Below are 16954 nucleotides of genomic sequence, written 5' to 3' on the forward strand. Positions count from 1 at the left end.
TTAAATTTTTACAAATTGTTTGCTAACGCTGCCTCAGATGCAGGCGGCATTACTCCTAAAGAAATTATAAATTTCAGTGCTTCATCAATACTCATATCTAACTCAATTACATCACTTCTAGGAGTCATTATGAGGAAGCCTGAAGTAGGGTTAGGAGTAGTAGGTATAAATACAGATATCATTTCATCTTTTGTTTTATTATTTATCGAAGTATTTCCTGCACCTGTTTGAAAGGCAATACTCCATAATCCTTTACGTGGATACTCAATTAAAACTACTTTACGGAAGGCCTCGCTATTTGTAGATAATACCGCATTAATTACTTGTTTTACTGCTTTATAAATTGAGCGGACTAAAGGAATTTTGATAAGAATGGATTCCCCCCATTCTACTAATCGTTGTCCAAAATAATTAGTGGCAACAACCCCTGTGATCAATAAAATGAGCAGCGATAAGATCACTCCAAAACCTGGAATATAATGCCCAATGAGCTGCTCAGGCTGATAGGCTTTAGGAATTAAAGCTAGGGTATTGTCAAGTAAGTCAATAATAAAGCGCAATACTCCTATGGTAATGAGTATGGGTAACCATACCACCAATCCAGCGAGTAAATAGCTTCTTAATGACTTTGTTTTCACTTTTTGTCACCATCTTGAGTAGTTTTAGACGAAGAAGTCTCTTTCGTCTTCTCCGTAGAAGCAGTGCTCTCATCTTTAGCGGTAGTCTCTGGAGGTTTACTGTTTTTATTTTTAAAATCAGTAGCGTACCAACCAGTACCTTTAAGTTGAAAGCCTGCAGCTGAAATAAGCTTAATTACAGTATCTTTATAACATACAGGACACTGTTTAACTGGCTCATCACTAATTTTTTGCATCAAATCAAAATGATGATTACAACTTGAACATTGGTATTCATAAATTGGCATCGAAAACCACTCCATTAACTTCAGACAGTTTAATCTAACCTGTTATTATAGCTAACTCACAAAGGATGAACAATATGTAATAGCTACGCTAGAGCGAGCAAAGTCGTTGAATCTCCCATGAAATTGTTTAAATTTTAACAAATATTTTTCGACTATATAAAAAAGAGGCGACTAAAAAATTAAAGAAAAGAAAAAGTAAGGCGTAAAATAACCCTGCGCATTGTGGACCCAAACCACCAAACAAATATTCTGAAATTGCAACTCGTAATACGTCGTGTGCCCCATTAGGCAGTGTAACAACAAACATGGATTGAATTTTTAACAAAAGCACATGAAATATAAAAATAAATAATGCATTCATGCCAAAGATCTTAAAAGGCAAGGACCATTTTGTATACCCTAAAACATCGATTATAAAAAAACATAAACCAAAAACAATAAGTGAAAAACCACTACTCCATAAAACAAAGCTGCTGGTCCATAAATTTTTATTAATGGGGATGTTGTAACTCCATATCCAAGCTAATAAAAGAGATAATATGCCTGTTGCAATTATTATCATACTTTTCTTTTGCTTATTAATTGGAGTTAACAAAAAATGTCCTACCAAGACTCCCGACAGTGTCGTGGCAATTGCGGGGATAGTGCTTAGAAGCCCCTCTGGATCAAAGGTTTTCGATAATAGATGCACAGGTGAAAATAATAATGAATCTATATAGCTTACCCAGTTATTTGTCATGCTTAATTGATCCATACCAGTACCAGGGATAGGAATTTGGGTCAGAAAATACCAATATCCTATAAGAATGCCAAAAAAAATAAAAAACTGAGTCTTAACAGAAGTATTAAGATAAAGAAGAGCACAAATGAAGTAACAAAAAGCGATGCGTTGTAAAATTCCATAAACACGCACAGTCGCTAAGTCAAAATGAGAGGGAAAAGCATTTAGGAACATGCCAAATAAAAATAAAAGGACCGTACGAGTAAGAATGCTTCTATAGAGTAATGTTTTACTCTCCACTTTGAGATGTCTTTTCAGACTAATAACAGTAGTAATTCCCACTATAAATAAAAAAGCTGGAAACACAAAATCAGCTAATGTAAATCCATTCCATTCAGCGTGCTCTAGTATAGGGAAGGTCATTCGCGTTCCCTGGCTATTGACTAAAACCATTAATGCCATAGTCAGCCCACGAAAAACATCTAAAGATAAAATACGACCGACTTCAGTTGAATTACTGCTCATAGAAAATTCATTTAAAATGATTATAATAACAGCATACTAAGTTGTCTTCAAACCACGCACAGGAACATCCATGTTATATACATAGTGTTTGATAATTTGTTCGGCTTGTTCACAGGTTAAAGGTTTGCTAATTGCCCCTTCCATAAAATAATGCTGGCAATCGTATTTGACTACATCTGCTTCAAAACCAGTTAGGGCAATTATAGGAACATGGTATTGTGTATTCTTCTCTTTTTGGCGTAATTGTTTTGCGACAACATAGCCAGACGAATCTTCTAATCCAATATCCATTAACACCAAATCATATTTTCCGGGCTGAAATAATTTTATTGCGCTATCAGCAGAATCAGCGATATCAACCCGACAATGTAACGCAGTGAGCAGTGCTTTTTCAACGTTTTGTGCAATAATATTATCTTCTACCATTAGCACAGTGGGTAAATAATTTTCCTTTAATGAAGGCTTAATCATTTGGGTGTCTTCTGGTAAAACCTCAACATGTTTTTCAGCTTCTTTAGTTGAAGTAATATCATTTAAAATAACGATCAATCCAATTACTTTTTTATTGCGATTATGCATTAGTACACGAGAAGAGAGAAAGTAATAAGGTTTACCTGTAGTGTCTTCAATCGCTTTTTCTTCTACGTTATGTTGAGGAATACCTGAAAATATCACTCTCATATCTTCTAATTTTAATTCTTCTACTCGTTCCTTATTCCAATGGGCAAATTCCTCCATTTTTTGATAAGGAGATCCTTTGAGTTCTTTAAGAGTATTTAGCCCGAGTAATTTGACAAAGTTATTATTACACCCCTTCAAATTACATTCGGTATCTACCCAATACACGATGTTAGGCATGGAATTGATAATTTCCATATAATATTCATGTATAGAATCAATATCGTCAACAGTCCTATTTTTAGCGTGGGATGACATGCAAATACTCCAAGAATTTATAATTTGCATGTAAATTATAGTACAGATTAATCCTTTTGATTTTTGAAGTTGGAGACTGGAAGAGTCTTATTAAAAAAGTATTTGGTTTAAAAAATCAATCTCTCAATAACTACTATCTGATTATCCATTCAATTTGGTGTTTTAAGTCAATTGGAATTTCTGAAAGTTCCTCAAGCTCATAATCCAGATACGGGTTATCGATGGAACTATTATTTGCTTGATGATGCATAATTTTTTTATCACGCTCTTGATGCAACCATAAAATTTGTGGCTTAAACAAATGAATCATCCCTTCAACCCAGCGGTCTAACACTTGCCAATAAGGATCATCACTTAACGTCATTTTATAGTATTTAAGTAGACGCGCACTGTACTCCGCATTATACCAAATTTCCGAAGTAACCCAGCGATTCACCGTGAATAAGCGTATTGGTTGCCCAAGTTGATTCATGCCAATTGCTATCAAATGGGTCATAGGATTATCAATATATTTATCCCAATCTGCTAAAGGAGCGGGTTTGATACTTTTGGGTATGTGTTTATAACGTAAAAAGCAATGAAAATGACCATGCTCCGTACTCTCATAATTTTCTCTATGACAATGATAAAAATATTGAGCCCCAGTTTTACGATCAATACGATCCCCGCGAGGATAATGACTCATCCGTTCAAAACGCCGTTTCTTTTGTAAGGTATAATGCAGGATGCTTTTACCCTTTCTTGCTGTCATTAATTGTTGGGCTTCTAAAACTTGTTTGGCGTAATTCAAATAAATATTTTTGTGCCAATTGCTAAGTTTGGGTAACGTGAATTCAGCATGAGTAATCATATTTCTTACTTCATATAGGGGGGAAAAAGAAGAGGTAGTGAGAACTACCTCTTGATAGAACCCAAGCTACAGATTAGTCGCCTGAGCAACCACTGCAGCCGTTACAACCCTTGCAACCCTTGCAACCTTTGCAGCCAGTACAACCCTTGCAACCTTTGCAACCTTTGCAACCTTTGCAACCTTTGCAACCATTACAAGTACTTGTAGTAGTAGATGCATCATCTGCATAAGCAACAGATACTACAGGAGCTGCTAGTACAGTTAATAGAGCAGCTACAGCTATTGTTGATTTTTTCATATTTTACTTCCTTGATAGTTAATGATTTTAACCCATTTAGATATTAGCAAAGAAATTGGAGTTTTTCTTCCTTTTTTTAAAAAGTTTATTATTTCATCCCCTTTTTATCTCGGTTGGTTAGTGCAATTAGGAGAGTTCTTTTTTGGAAACCTGCAAAAAGAATTTATCTAACATTTTAACGCTTAAAATCCATTTTAAAAAAATCATGAGATGGGCGGGAAATGTTACCGGATATCGGGCTTTAGGCTTTTTAGATTCAATTGCATGGATCAAACTATCAATCACCGCCTCTGTTTTGCGAGTAAAAAAAGAATCAGTTTTCTTTTGCTTAAATGAAGTCAACATCCGTTCATACTGTTTACTGAAATAACTATGTTGCATATCAATGTTGTTTAATGAGTTATCCACAGAATTATCTCTAAAACGACTTTCTATAGGGCCAGGTTCTATCGTAATAACATCAATACCTGAAGATTTTAATTCCAATCTTAGTGTATCGCTTATACCCTCTACGGCATATTTAGATGCATTATAAGCTCCCCGAAAAGGCATACTGACAATACCTAAAATTGAACTTATATTTATAATACGACCATATCCTTGCTTACGCATGATTGGGATCGCTTGATTAGTAAGTTCAAGTAGCCCAAAAACGTTCGTTTCGAATTGGGCCCTCATCACATCACGTCTGATATCTTCCAGAGCCCCTGCTTGACCATACCCAGCGTTATTAATTAAAACATCTAAGCGCCCTGCTGTTTTAACCAATACCTCCGCAAACCCATTTTGAATTGAGGTGGAGTCCGATACATCCAGTTGAACGGCCTCTACTCCCCTATCTAATAGTTTTTGCACATCCTCTTTTTTTCTACATGATCCAATAACTCGATACCCTCTTTTCTTTAAAGTAAAAACAGCATCAAAACCAATTCCACTAGAACATCCAGTAATTAGAATTATTTTTTCCTTCATAAATTGTATCCAAAAATTGCTCAGGGAAATCATTTATAATCTATAATTCCTAATGTAACAACAAAATATGGAGTTGCAACATGGAAAAAGTTATCATTCGAAACTGTAGGATTTTTCGGCTCCTTGTTCTATCTTTCACAATACTTATAGGTTTCCTTTACAGTAATATAGCTAAGGCAGAAGCGACCTCCGCCCTACCTGCTCAACAGCTTGCATATTTTGTGGGATACCATTCTGGATACTATGGGCCGTCTTCATATTATGGCCCGCAACCTTATCGCCACTACCGCCATCACCGTCACCATAGAAAATTTTACTGGACAGACTGGAGATACATAGGCCATGGCTGTAGTCGAAGCTGTCTCATTGACCGCTGGAGTGGACGTGTGATTCGCTGTAAAAGAAGTTGTCGTTAAAATTCATACTTCTAATCAATAAAGTAATGCTTAGGCAAAATAATCGACCAAACCTTTAATTACCCTCTTATTTTTTAAGGGGGTTACCTCATCTTCACCTCCTTGAGGAAATTGTTCTGGGTCTCGAGTATTCTGTTGTGAAAATTGATGTGAATGGGTTTCCGAATCAATGTGCACTTCTGATAAATTTAAACCTTGTTCCGCCATCATCACCTGTAGTTTCGGTAATGATTGATCAATAATATCACGTACATGAGAATTATGTGTTGTTATATTTATTGAAGCGGTGTCGTTTATTATCTTAAGGCTGATTTCCAACGGTCCTAAGTGTTCAGGATTTATTTTAATTATTGCACCTTTAAACTCTTGCTGCCCAAGCCAGATAATATGCTGTGAAAATTGGTCTGACCATTCCGGATTATTTATTTCCATAGGGATAGTTAGGGTTTGAGATATATCGAGAGTACGAGTCGGGGTATTAATTTCCACAGTAGCCAGTACATTTACCATGGATGCTAAGTTTATTTCATTAACATGCTCGATTAGATGGGTGAGCTTTGAGTCAGTAGGTAACATAATTTCATTTTGAATTTCTATTTGATTTAAAGGCTGAAATATAATCTGGTTCTCCAAATTTTCCACTTCCAAGAAATTAGCGTTAGGACCCAAGGGAATTAGTGAGCTCATTGATTTTGTATGTTCTTCACGCGATGCTAGAATATTCCTTGAAGTTAGATTGGACACAGTGGATTCTATAAGATTTGAAGCATCCGGTGTTATCATTGGGTACGAATGAGAATTGGGTAATAAACCATATACTTCTGTAATTTCAATTAAAGCCGGTGCATTGGTTTGTTGTTCTTCTTGGGTTTTAATATTTTCATTCACATTTTGAAATTTTTGAACTGGGTTTAGAGTTTCTTGGGTTTTTATTGTTACATTCAGCTCGCCATTTGCCCCTATACTTATATTTTTATCCTCAACTGAATCGGTTGCCTGATCATTACTTATCCAGTTTGCATCAGCTTCCTGCTTCACTTCAGATAAAAAAGATTCATTTTGAATAACCCAATCTTCTACCACCTGTTGAGTTAAACTGTTTTGAATTTGAGCGTCGCTATTTTCTCCGAAAGTTGGAACGTCCTCTTCTGTCTCAAGCATTATTGGGGTTCTATTTTCAATTGCCTTGGCATCTTGTAGGTCCATATTTAATTTTGTCATTTCGATTACATTCTGGTAATACGGAGAATTTATCCATGAAACAGCAACATTATCTTCCATAACATGTGCGGATTGTTCTTCATTCGTTTCTTCTGATATGGGGTTTTCTAACACTTCTTCAGAATCAATTACTGAAGCACCAGTTATGGAACTCAATGATGCTATTACTTCTGAAACTGGAATCGAATTTTGTTTAGCTTCTTGATGATTGGATATAGGGGTCGCAATATGAGTTAATAAAAATAGAAACTCATCTACGTCCTTAGGATCATTATTTGACAAAGGATTTTGCATCTCTGAGTTTTCTACCGTTTTCGTCAAAATTTCGCCATCTAAAGTGTTATTCGACAAATTATTTGAGAAAAGGTCAATAGCGGGTAGATTTGATATTGCTTTACTCAAGTCAGTCATTCCAATTCTCCTAAATTTGTAGATTTAGGTAGCAATATCCATACCAATTAATAAAAAACACATAACTATTAATTTTTTGTTAAAAAATATTTCTTGAGTGTAAATTAATCTAAAAGAGCCATTTTAAATCAAATCAAACAATGTTAATCTGCGCACTCAAAATATAGAAGAGTAAATATCATGTACGGTAAAAATTCATTTTATAAGCCAAAATATACGCACGAATCAGTTTCGGATATGATTAATGAAGCGTTGAAATTACTAATTGAAGGAAATACAAAAAACGCTTTTCTTGATTTACTGGCCTTGAGAAGGCAGGAGTTTGAGACTGCCCTGAAGCAAAACCCAGATCCTTTTGAAACCCAACGAATATTAGCTCAATATTATGTTTTTGCTAAAACCTTATCAAAGTGTATATCTGACTCACCTAAAACTAGTACCTATGTAGATTCTTATCTTAACCATAAAAATTATTATCCAGTGGGAGTTACTAAGGTAATCGAAGAGCCCTTTCGGCATAATATCTCACTAGCTGCGACCATCTTAGGTGCAGCGCTTATCTTAGCTTCCTTTGCTGCGTTATTCTTTAATCCATTGATAACTGCAATTTTACTTCCAATTGGTATTTCGCTGTTGGCTCCTGGTGTTGCCTCTTTATTAACCCCTGGGCCTCTTGATACCTCAGAGGTAAAAGGTTTAGAAAAACTTATTTTTGAAGCTGCTGCTAAAGTCAATAATCCAGAATTAGATTTTGACGATGTTCCAGGGCTTACTAAGAATGCTACTGTATTCTAAAAAGTTCTGACCTAATTTCATAAGAACTCATGGAATTTTCTGAAAATTGAGCTATCATTCGGTTTTTGATTTCAGGAGCTCCTTATGAAAGTAGGTCATGACAGCTTATCAACAAAATCTCAATTACATGTAGATGGAAAAACTTATCATTATTACAGCCTTAAAGAAGCGGAACAGAAACATTTAAATGGGATCCATCGTCTTCCTTATTCGCTTAAAGTGCTGCTTGAAAATCTATTGCGTTTCGAAGATGACAATACAGTTACCACTAAAGATATTAAAGCTGTTGCCAACTGGCTGAACGATAAAACCTCACAACATGAAATTGCATTTAGGCCTGCTCGTGTATTAATGCAAGACTTCACTGGAGTTCCCGCTGTAGTTGATTTAGCCGCAATGCGAGATGCTATTGTTAAAATGGGTGGTAATCCCGATAAAATCTCCCCATTATCTCCAGTTGACTTAGTCATTGATCATTCAGTTATGGTTGATAAGTTTGGCAGTAAAGACGCTTTAACTGTAAATACTGAAATCGAAATGAAGCGAAACAATGAGCGTTATGAATTTTTACGCTGGGGACAAAAAGCTTTTAATAATTTCCAAGTCGTACCACCTGGAACCGGGATTTGCCATCAAGTAAATCTTGAATATTTAGGAAAAACGGTATGGAGTAGTATTGAAGACGGCACTTTATATGCCTATCCAGATACTTTAGTAGGTACAGATTCTCATACAACCATGATTAATGGCTTGGGTGTTCTCGGTTGGGGGGTTGGAGGTATTGAAGCAGAAGCTGCCATGCTAGGACAGCCTGTATCCATGTTGATCCCAGAGGTTATCGGATTTAAATTACATGGAAAAATGAAGGAAGGAATCACTGCAACCGACCTCGTACTCACTGTAACCCAAATGCTTAGAAAAAAAGGTGTGGTTGGCAAATTTGTTGAATTTTATGGCCCTGGGTTAAGTGATTTGCCCCTTGCTGATCGCGCTACAATTTCTAATATGGCTCCGGAATACGGCGCTACATGTGGTTTTTTCCCAGTAGACAAAGAAACCATTCGTTATTTAGAGTTGACCGGCCGTGATAAACATACTATTGCATTGGTCGAAGCGTACGCTAAAGCCCAAGGTATGTGGTATGAAAATGACAGCGAAGATCCTGTATTTACTGACACCCTAGAACTTGATTTGAGTTCTGTTGTCCCATCCTTAGCTGGCCCGAAACGCCCACAAGACAAAGTAACTTTAAATACGCTACCTGTGGAATTCGATAAGTTTCTTAAGGAAGCTGGGAAAGAACAGGAAACAAATTCTTCGTTCTCAGTTAAAAATCATGATTTCCAAATGAAACACGGCCATGTGGTTATTGCCGCCATTACCAGTTGCACCAATACATCAAACCCAAGTGTACTCATGGCAGCAGGTTTAGTAGCCAAAAAAGCTATTGAAAAAGGCCTCCAACGCAAACCTTGGGTTAAGTCTTCTTTAGCTCCTGGATCTAAAGTAGTTACAGATTATCTCAAACAAGCAGGGTTACAACCTTATTTGGATCAATTAGGTTTTAATTTAGTTGGCTATGGCTGTACTACATGTATCGGTAACTCGGGTCCACTTCCGGATGCTATTTCTCACTGCGTCAGTGATAACGATCTCGTCGTTTCAGCTGTTTTATCAGGGAACCGAAACTTTGAAGGCCGTGTACATCCACAAGTCAGAGCAAACTGGTTAGCATCTCCGCCTTTAGTAGTTGCTTATGCTTTATGCGGAACGACCACAATCGATCTAAGTAAAGATCCTATTGGCAAAGATGATAAAGGGAATGATGTGTATCTCAAAGATATTTGGCCATCTAATGCTGAAATTGCTGCTGAGGTATCTAAAGTTACTGGTGGCATGTTCCGTAAAGAATATGCGGAAGTTTTTCTCGGTGACGAACACTGGCAATCAATTAAAACAAGCACTGGAAAAACCTATGAATGGGACGCAAATTCAACATACATTCAACACCCACCGTTTTTTGACCATCTAAAAGCAAAACCTGATTCAATTAAATCAATCAAACAGGCTTATATTTTGGCTTTATTTGGTGATTCAATTACAACCGATCACATCTCTCCAGCAGGCTCAATCAAAGCGAACTCTCCAGCAGGTTTGTATTTAAAATCCAAAGGGGTTGATGAAAAGGAGTTTAACTCCTATGGCTCTCGTCGTGGTAACCATGAAGTGATGATGCGAGGTACTTTTGCTAACATTCGCATCCGCAATGAAATGACTCCGGGACAAGAAGGTGGCATTACCCGGTATATTCCATCTGGGGAAGTTATGCCCATTTACGATGCAGCAATGCTTTATCAAAAAGATCATCATGATCTCGTAGTGATTGCTGGGAAAGAATACGGTACTGGCTCTTCAAGGGATTGGGCAGCAAAAGGCACCAATTTACTTGGAGTCAAAGCCGTTCTTACTGAAAGCTTTGAACGCATTCACCGGTCAAATTTAATCGGCATGGGTGTTTTACCTCTACAATTTTGTGAAGGTATAACTCGTAAAACTCTGGATTTGAAAGGAGATGAGCGTGTTAGCATCGACGTAACTGATTCATTAAAGCCTGGTTCAATGGTTCCTGTCACCATTGAGCGTTCCAATGGTCAAGTTGAGAAGATCAAAGCATTATGCCGTATCGATACTGCTGATGAATTAGAATATTATAAAAATGGTGGGATTCTTCAATACGTTCTCAGGAACCTGTGTAATTGAGATGATTAGGTTAACGTCTGGGTTGGGCCTGAGGCCCAACCGCTCTGAGATTCAGTTCACCCAAATATCTAATGCTCACTTTTTTATGATTCTAAAAATCAAACTACTTTTTAGTTTTAATTTCATTAATGATAATGGCATTGCGCATTCAAAGTTTTGCTTGTACCGCATTTGTTAAGGACAAATCATGAATCACCCTAAAAAGGTTCTAAGTGTTTTTTCATTAGTAATGATTAACGTTATTGCTGTTGATAGCTTACGTACTTTGCCTATTAGTGCCAAACTTGGACTTACATTAGTCTCTTATTACGTTGTAGCTGCATTTGCCTTTTTTATTCCTGTATCTTTAGTGGCGGCAGAATTAGCAACAACCTATCCCGAAACTGGTGGAATATACGTATGGGTTCGCGAAGCATTCGGTAAACGAGCAGCTTTTATTACTATTTGGCTACAGTGGATATATAATGTGGTATGGTATCCAACGATACTGGCTTTTATCGCGGCAACCCTATCCTATTTAATAGTCCCAGAATTAGGGAGCAACAAGTATTACTTGTTGGGTACCGTGCTGGGTCTGTTTTGGTTGTTTACGCTTCTCAATTGCTTTGGAATGAAAGTATCAAGCATAGTAAGCACTATTGGAGCAACAATAGGGACTATATTTCCCATGCTGTTTATTATTTTTTTAGCAATATTATGGGCAGTTCAAGGAAAACCTATGGTTGTCGGCTATCCAACGACATGGTTACCTGACTTCAGTTCATTTGGTAATTTATCCTTATTTGCAGTAGTATTATTTGGTCTTCTTGGTATGGAGATGTCAGCAGTTCATGCTGAAGAAGTAAAAAATCCTCAACGGGATTATCCAAAAGCACTTTTATATTCAACTATTTTAGTCATTTCTACACTTTCATTAGGCTCAATAGCTATTATGGTCGTGGTCCCCAATGAAAGTTTAAGTGTGGTATCTGGGCTAATCGATGCTTATGCTGTTTTTTTTAATGCATATAATATGCCCTGGATGACCTCAATTATTGCCATTTTAATTATTTTAGGTGGACTCAGTGGAGTTTCGGCTTGGATTATCGGTCCCACAAAAGGATTAATGGTTTCAGCGAGGGATGGCTCTTTACCTGCACTATTCGCCCATACAAATAAATACGGTGCTCCAACAAAAATTCTCTTTGCACAAGCTATTATTTTTACCCTTCTTAGTACAGCTTTTATTTTGTTAGATTCAATTAATGCGGCCTACTGGATGTTAAGTGATCTGTGTGCGCAAATGGCCTTATTGGTCTATGTGTTTATGTTTGCTGCTGCTATTAAACTACGATATAGTAAACCCAACCTGAATCGAGGGTACACCGTTCCAGGTGGTAATATGGTGATGTGGTTATTATGTATCATTGGGATTCTCTGTTGCCTAACAGCAATTGTTATCGGATTCGTACCGCCCACACAAATACCGGTTGGTAATGTTTTTATCTTTGAATCTTTTTTAATCGGTGGATTACTTTTATTTGTATTAATCCCCTGGTTTCTTGCTAAAAGACATTAGCATATCTAAAGCCGCCATCTTAAACTAGACATGGGATGACGGCTGGATCTTCAAGTTTCTCCGGGCAATAACACCTTACTACTATTCAAACATATCCATTATTGCTTGATTCCATTGTTGGGGTTGTTCTAAATTAGATAAATGCCCTGTATTAGGCAAAACAATTAATTGACTATTTTTGGCAAGTGAATGCATATCGATACTTTGTTGTGGAGGAATCACTTTATCCATCTCACCTGTAATAATTAAAATAGGCACCCTTGTTGCTGCCAGGACAGATGAGGTGTTATCACGGAGTGCCATTCCACGCAAGGCAGATGCAGCAGCAGTTGACTTTTGCAAGCTTAGAATATGACGAAGATAAGTTTTTAGTTCCCATGAGACATTAGATGCAAGTGCCTTGATCATAAAACCCTCTATCAAATTTTCCATTCCATTTTCAAGAACATCAAGTGCAGTTTTTTCCCGAGTTACTTTTGTTTCAGGACTATCTGCCACAGCTTGGGTATTAGAAAGCACTAATCCTAGCGTTTTATGCGGATATTTATCTAAAAATGCTAGCGCAATGTAACCTCCCATAGACTCTCCAGCAATAATTGCTTTATCTATTTTTAGGTAATCTAATAACTGTTTTACTTCGTCGGCATATTCAGTCATAGGAATGGCATTTCCATCCACAGATGAGGACTCACCAAATCCCCATAGATCCAAAGTAATCACTCGAAAGCGCTCTTTAAGTCCTTCTTGTTGGGCCTGCCATAATCGTTGATCTGTAGGGAATGCGTGGATTAATACGATTGGTTTACCTTCACCTACGTCATTATAAGAAATAAATTGATTCGACTGAGGAGGAGCAAAAGTCATTGCGAGCAACGTATTGCTAACACAACAAATGAGCATAGAAATTAAAGCCTGGGTTACATAGAATATCTTATCCATTAATAACTCCACTGAATGAGAAATGGCAACATCCTGTTGCGCCAGCAATATAGGCGTAACTCAATCAAAATACTGAATTACGCCCCAGATATAAACTAATCAGGTAAGGACATTAAACTTGCATTACCTCCTGCAGCAGTAGTGTCAACTGTGTAAGTGCGTTCATGGCAAAGTCGAATCAAATAGTTTGGACCGCCTGCTTTAGGACCGGTACCAGACAATCCCTCTCCACCAAAAGGTTGTAATCCAACAACAGCACCTATCATATTACGGTTTACATAACAGTTACCCGCATGAATATTTTGTCTGATATATTCTACTGTTTCATTAATTCGACTATGGATACCCAAGGTTAAACCATAACCTGTTGCATTAATTTGTTTAATAACTTGATCGAGATCTTTTCGTTTGAATTGGATTACATGTAATACCGGACCAAAGACTTCCTTTTCCAATGCATTAATATGATCAATAGCAATCGCAGTGGGTGGCATGAAGTATCCCGACTCCAAAGATTCATCCAAAGGACATTGGTAAATAATTTCAAAACGCTTTTTCATATGCTCCACATGATTTTTTAATGTGGATAAAGCAGCCTTATCAATCACAGGCCCAACATCAGTTACCAGCCAACGAGGATCGCCTACTACCAATTCAGCCATAGCTCCTTTTAAGAGAGCAATGGTTCGTGGATATACTTCTTCTTGAACGAATAATACGCGGAGCGCAGAACATCTTTGGCCAGCGCTACCGAAGGCAGAGTTAACTGCATCCACTACTACCTGTTCCAATAGTGCAGACGAGTCTACAATCATCGCATTTTGGCCGCCTGTCTCAGCAATTAAAGGAATCAGTTCACCACCACGCGTTGCTAAGGTACGATTAATTAGATTTGCTGTGTCCGTAGAACCTGTAAACAATACTGCTTTAATTCTTTTGTCGGAAACTAATGCAGCCCCAATGGTTTCACCAGGTCCAGGAAGTAATTGTACAACGGCCGCTGGAATTCCTGCTCGATGCATTAATTTAACTGTATAGGCAGCAATTAATGGGGTTTGTTCTGCTGGTTTTGCAATAACACAATTTCCTGTAACCAAGGCGGCAGCAACCTGACCTGTAAAAATTGCTAAGGGAAAATTCCAGGGACTGATACAAAGTGCGACCCCACGTGGATGCAAACTAAGCTCATTGAGCTCCCCTGTATAACCAGTTAAACGCAGAGGAGCAGCTAAAATTTGCTGCGCCTGCATCGCATAGTAACGACAAAAATCTATTGCTTCTCGCACTTCTGAAATGCAGTCATTCATGGTCTTACCGGCTTCTAGACATGCGATGGTCATAAGTTCTGCGGAATGTTCCTGTAATAAATCAGCAAAACGGTTAAGACAGGCGGCTCTTTCTTTTACAGGAGTATTCGACCATCCTGGAAATGCCTGCACAGCTTGTACCAATGCTTGCTCCACATCTTCTAGGGATGAATTTTGAACGGTTCCAATAATATTTTCAGTTAGTTGCGGTGACTCAACGCGTTGCTTTTCACCTTTAAGTGATGCAGTTCCTGAGATCATGGGGCCTGAAGTCCAGTGTTGCAATTTAAGTTGGGTCATTTTTTGTTGTAAAAGAGCTCGCTCAGTACGATCAGAAAAATCAAACCCTTTAGAATTTTTTCTGCTGGGTTGAAAGATATCCTCCGGTAGTGGAATATTTTGATTCATCTTATGCAATAAAGATCTGGCTTTTTCTACAGGATCCTCAACCAACGTACTAATCGGTGCGTTATCATCAACGATTCGGTTTACAAATGATGAATTTGCTCCGTTTTCTAACAAACGACGTACCAAATAGGGAAGTAAATCTTCATGACTTCCCACTGGCGCATAAATACGACATGGGATTCCATAACGTTCGGCTGGTACTATTTGTTGATAGAGCTCAGTACCCATTCCATGCAAACACTGAAATTCGAAGTCTCGATAATCACCAGTAATATCTAAAATCATCGCCACCGAATAGGCATTATGGGTTGCAAATTGAGGATAAATGGCATCCGTCATGGTCAATATTTTTTTAGCACAAGCCTGGAAAGAAACATCTGTAAAAACTTTGCGGGTAAACACAGGATATTCTTTAAAACCCTGCATTTGTGTCTTTTTTATCTCACTATCCCAATAAGCTCCTTTTATCAATCGCACCATGATTCGACGTTGCTTGCTTCTTGCAAGAGCGGCAACCCAATCTAATACATAAAAGGCTCTTTTTTGATAGGACTGAACTGCTAAACCAAAACCATTCCAACCATCCAAACTTGCATCATTAAAAACACGCTCCATCACATCCAGTGATAAATCCAAACGCTCAGACTCTTCTGCATCAACCGTAAGGGCAATTCCGTAACTTTTTGCCAATCGAGCCAGAGCGAGTAGTTTAACGGGTAACTCCTCCATAACGCGATCATGCTGACTTTCGTTATAACGTGGGTGCAATGCAGAAAGTTTTATAGATATACCTGCACGTTTATATACATCAGAGTCTTTATCAGCCTGCTTTCCTATGGTTTCAATTGCTTCCTTATAGGCTTCAAAGTAACGCAATGCATCTATTGATGTAAGAGCAGCTTCGCCCAACATATCATATGAATAACGGTATCCTTGCGCCTCTTTCTTTTTGGCTCGGCTTAATGCTTCACTAATAGTGCGCCCCATAACAAATTGTTTGCTCATAATGCGCATGGCTTTATCAACTGCTTTTCTTACAACCGCTTCGCTGCTGCGATTAACAAGCTTCATTAAAGATTTAGTTAATGTGGTTTCGGCTTTTTCCGGAGTGAGTATTTTCCCTGTGAGCATTAATGCCCAAGTTGTTGCGTTAACAAAGAATGAATCACTTTGGCCTATATGTGATTTCCAATCTCCACCCGACAATTTATCTTTAATTAAATTATCTACTGTAGCACTATCAGGAACACGTAATAGTGCTTCAGCCAAACACATCAGAGCAATACCTTCATCACTGGATAAAGCATACTCAGTCAAAAATGAATCAATTCCCGTGCTTTTTTTTCGTTCCATGCGCACTGACTCAACTAATTTTGTAGCTCTATCCTTAATGTTAATTAGTTGCTGTTGCCCTAACGCCGCTTTTTCACAAAGTTCGGTTATTAAAGGCAACTCATCAATACGATAGGCATGGTTAATAGCAGCACGTAGGTCTTCTGGTAATTGTATGATCTGCTTTTCCAGCATAGTATTCTCCGCAATCAAATATAACTAATCTTTTTCCCGTTCACTCTTGAAACACAAAGAAGTACAAGTCAATGCTGGGTTTAAAAGAGTTTAAAAACTAACAGCCAAGTATAATTTAGCGCCATCTAAAATGGAATGCATTACCGGTTATTTTGCCTAGGAACAAAGAATAAATCGGCGGTAAATCGAGTTATTATACCTAAAATTCGCTCTTTTTTCTGGTATTTATTTATTTTTTTTGAATTTTTTTTTATCGATTTGTACTCCATTTGACAACTCAAATTGGTCTTTTTTGCATCATATAGGCCATTGTTTAATCTATATATTTTTTCAATACAGGGTTAAGCATATGAATTGAGTAATATTTTTCCCTGATGGACAAATA

General features: G+C 37.5%; 12 protein-coding genes. 3 read left to right on the forward strand and 9 right to left on the reverse strand.

All coding sequences use genetic code 11. From position 1 onward, the window contains the following. Positions 1–8: 8 nt before the first annotated feature. The 7 genes from HBNCFIEN_RS08535 to HBNCFIEN_RS08565 form a co-directional block, all read right to left on the reverse strand. Positions 9–638: a DUF502 domain-containing protein gene (locus tag HBNCFIEN_RS08535; protein ID WP_182390693.1), complete on the reverse strand. Its 630-nt coding sequence runs from the start codon at positions 636–638 to the stop codon at positions 9–11. Next, positions 635–925, reverse strand: coding sequence for an FmdB family zinc ribbon protein (locus HBNCFIEN_RS08540; RefSeq protein ID WP_182390694.1), 291 nt, complete (start codon positions 923–925; stop codon positions 635–637). Before HBNCFIEN_RS08540 ends, HBNCFIEN_RS08535 begins: the two co-directional genes overlap by 4 nt. A 127-nt stretch (positions 926–1052) precedes the next feature. Further along, the gene (locus HBNCFIEN_RS08545; protein WP_182390695.1) at positions 1053–2171 is read right to left on the reverse strand and encodes an acyltransferase family protein; all 1119 of its coding nucleotides are present in this window, start codon (positions 2169–2171) and stop codon (positions 1053–1055) included. Positions 2172–2207: 36 nt separating this feature from the next. Further along, entirely contained in the window at positions 2208–3107 is a 900-nt protein-coding gene (locus HBNCFIEN_RS08550; RefSeq protein ID WP_182390696.1) for a response regulator, read from the reverse strand. Between the two features lie 133 nt (positions 3108–3240). Continuing rightward, positions 3241–3957, reverse strand: a complete 717-nt coding sequence (locus tag HBNCFIEN_RS08555) for a hypothetical protein (protein WP_182390697.1) — start codon at positions 3955–3957, stop codon at positions 3241–3243. Positions 3958–4381: 424 nt separating this feature from the next. Continuing rightward, positions 4382–5227 carry an SDR family NAD(P)-dependent oxidoreductase gene (locus tag HBNCFIEN_RS08560; RefSeq protein WP_182390698.1) on the reverse strand — a complete coding sequence of 282 codons (846 nt, stop codon included), beginning with the start codon at positions 5225–5227 and terminating at the stop codon, positions 4382–4384. 446 nt (positions 5228–5673) lie between these two features. After that, positions 5674–7275, reverse strand: a complete 1602-nt coding sequence (locus tag HBNCFIEN_RS08565) for a flagellar hook-length control protein FliK (RefSeq protein WP_255464167.1) — start codon at positions 7273–7275, stop codon at positions 5674–5676. Between the two features lie 180 nt (positions 7276–7455). Between HBNCFIEN_RS08565 and HBNCFIEN_RS08570 the strand changes: the two genes are divergently transcribed. From HBNCFIEN_RS08570 to HBNCFIEN_RS08580, 3 genes are all read left to right on the forward strand, one after another. Beyond that, positions 7456–8070 (forward strand): hypothetical protein, encoded by a 615-nt coding sequence (locus HBNCFIEN_RS08570; RefSeq protein ID WP_182390699.1) that lies wholly within the window; start codon positions 7456–7458, stop codon positions 8068–8070. An 84-nt stretch (positions 8071–8154) separates the two neighbouring features. Then, a complete protein-coding gene (gene acnA / locus HBNCFIEN_RS08575) occupies positions 8155–10830 on the forward strand; it encodes an aconitate hydratase AcnA (protein ID WP_182390700.1) in 2676 nt (891 codons plus the stop codon). A 187-nt stretch (positions 10831–11017) separates the two neighbouring features. Beyond that, positions 11018–12388, forward strand: coding sequence for an APC family permease (locus tag HBNCFIEN_RS08580; RefSeq protein ID WP_182390701.1), 1371 nt, complete (start codon positions 11018–11020; stop codon positions 12386–12388). A gap of 81 nt (positions 12389–12469) precedes the next feature. Here the strand turns inward: HBNCFIEN_RS08580 and HBNCFIEN_RS08585 are convergent, their stop codons facing one another. Continuing rightward, the gene (locus HBNCFIEN_RS08585; RefSeq protein WP_182390702.1) at positions 12470–13327 is read right to left on the reverse strand and encodes an alpha/beta fold hydrolase; all 858 of its coding nucleotides are present in this window, start codon (positions 13325–13327) and stop codon (positions 12470–12472) included. 95 nt (positions 13328–13422) lie between these two features. Beyond that, the gene (gene putA / locus HBNCFIEN_RS08590; protein WP_182390703.1) at positions 13423–16569 is read right to left on the reverse strand and encodes a bifunctional proline dehydrogenase/L-glutamate gamma-semialdehyde dehydrogenase PutA; all 3147 of its coding nucleotides are present in this window, start codon (positions 16567–16569) and stop codon (positions 13423–13425) included. Positions 16570–16954 lie beyond the last annotated feature (385 nt).

This window comes from Legionella sp. PC997, from assembly GCF_014109825.1.
GTDB lineage: Bacteria > Pseudomonadota > Gammaproteobacteria > Legionellales > Legionellaceae > Legionella.

Excerpts from the sequence above, each read along its gene's own strand:
- HBNCFIEN_RS08540 (WP_182390694.1), bottom strand. The coding sequence starts at position 925 with ATGCCAATTTATGAATACCAATGTTCAAGTTGTAATCATCATTTTGAT.
- HBNCFIEN_RS08545 (WP_182390695.1), bottom strand. The coding sequence starts at position 2,171 with ATGAGCAGTAATTCAACTGAAGTCGGTCGTATTTTATCTTTAGATGTT.
- HBNCFIEN_RS08550 (WP_182390696.1), bottom strand. The coding sequence starts at position 3,107 with ATGTCATCCCACGCTAAAAATAGGACTGTTGACGATATTGATTCTATA.
- HBNCFIEN_RS08555 (WP_182390697.1), bottom strand. The coding sequence starts at position 3,957 with ATGATTACTCATGCTGAATTCACGTTACCCAAACTTAGCAATTGGCAC.
- HBNCFIEN_RS08560 (WP_182390698.1), bottom strand. The coding sequence starts at position 5,227 with ATGAAGGAAAAAATAATTCTAATTACTGGATGTTCTAGTGGAATTGGT.
- HBNCFIEN_RS08565 (WP_255464167.1), bottom strand. The coding sequence starts at position 7,275 with ATGACTGACTTGAGTAAAGCAATATCAAATCTACCCGCTATTGACCTT.
- HBNCFIEN_RS08570 (WP_182390699.1), top strand. The coding sequence starts at position 7,456 with ATGTACGGTAAAAATTCATTTTATAAGCCAAAATATACGCACGAATCA.
- acnA (WP_182390700.1), top strand. The coding sequence starts at position 8,155 with ATGAAAGTAGGTCATGACAGCTTATCAACAAAATCTCAATTACATGTA.
- HBNCFIEN_RS08580 (WP_182390701.1), top strand. The coding sequence starts at position 11,018 with ATGAATCACCCTAAAAAGGTTCTAAGTGTTTTTTCATTAGTAATGATT.
- HBNCFIEN_RS08585 (WP_182390702.1), bottom strand. The coding sequence starts at position 13,327 with ATGGATAAGATATTCTATGTAACCCAGGCTTTAATTTCTATGCTCATT.
- putA (WP_182390703.1), bottom strand. The coding sequence starts at position 16,569 with ATGCTGGAAAAGCAGATCATACAATTACCAGAAGACCTACGTGCTGCT.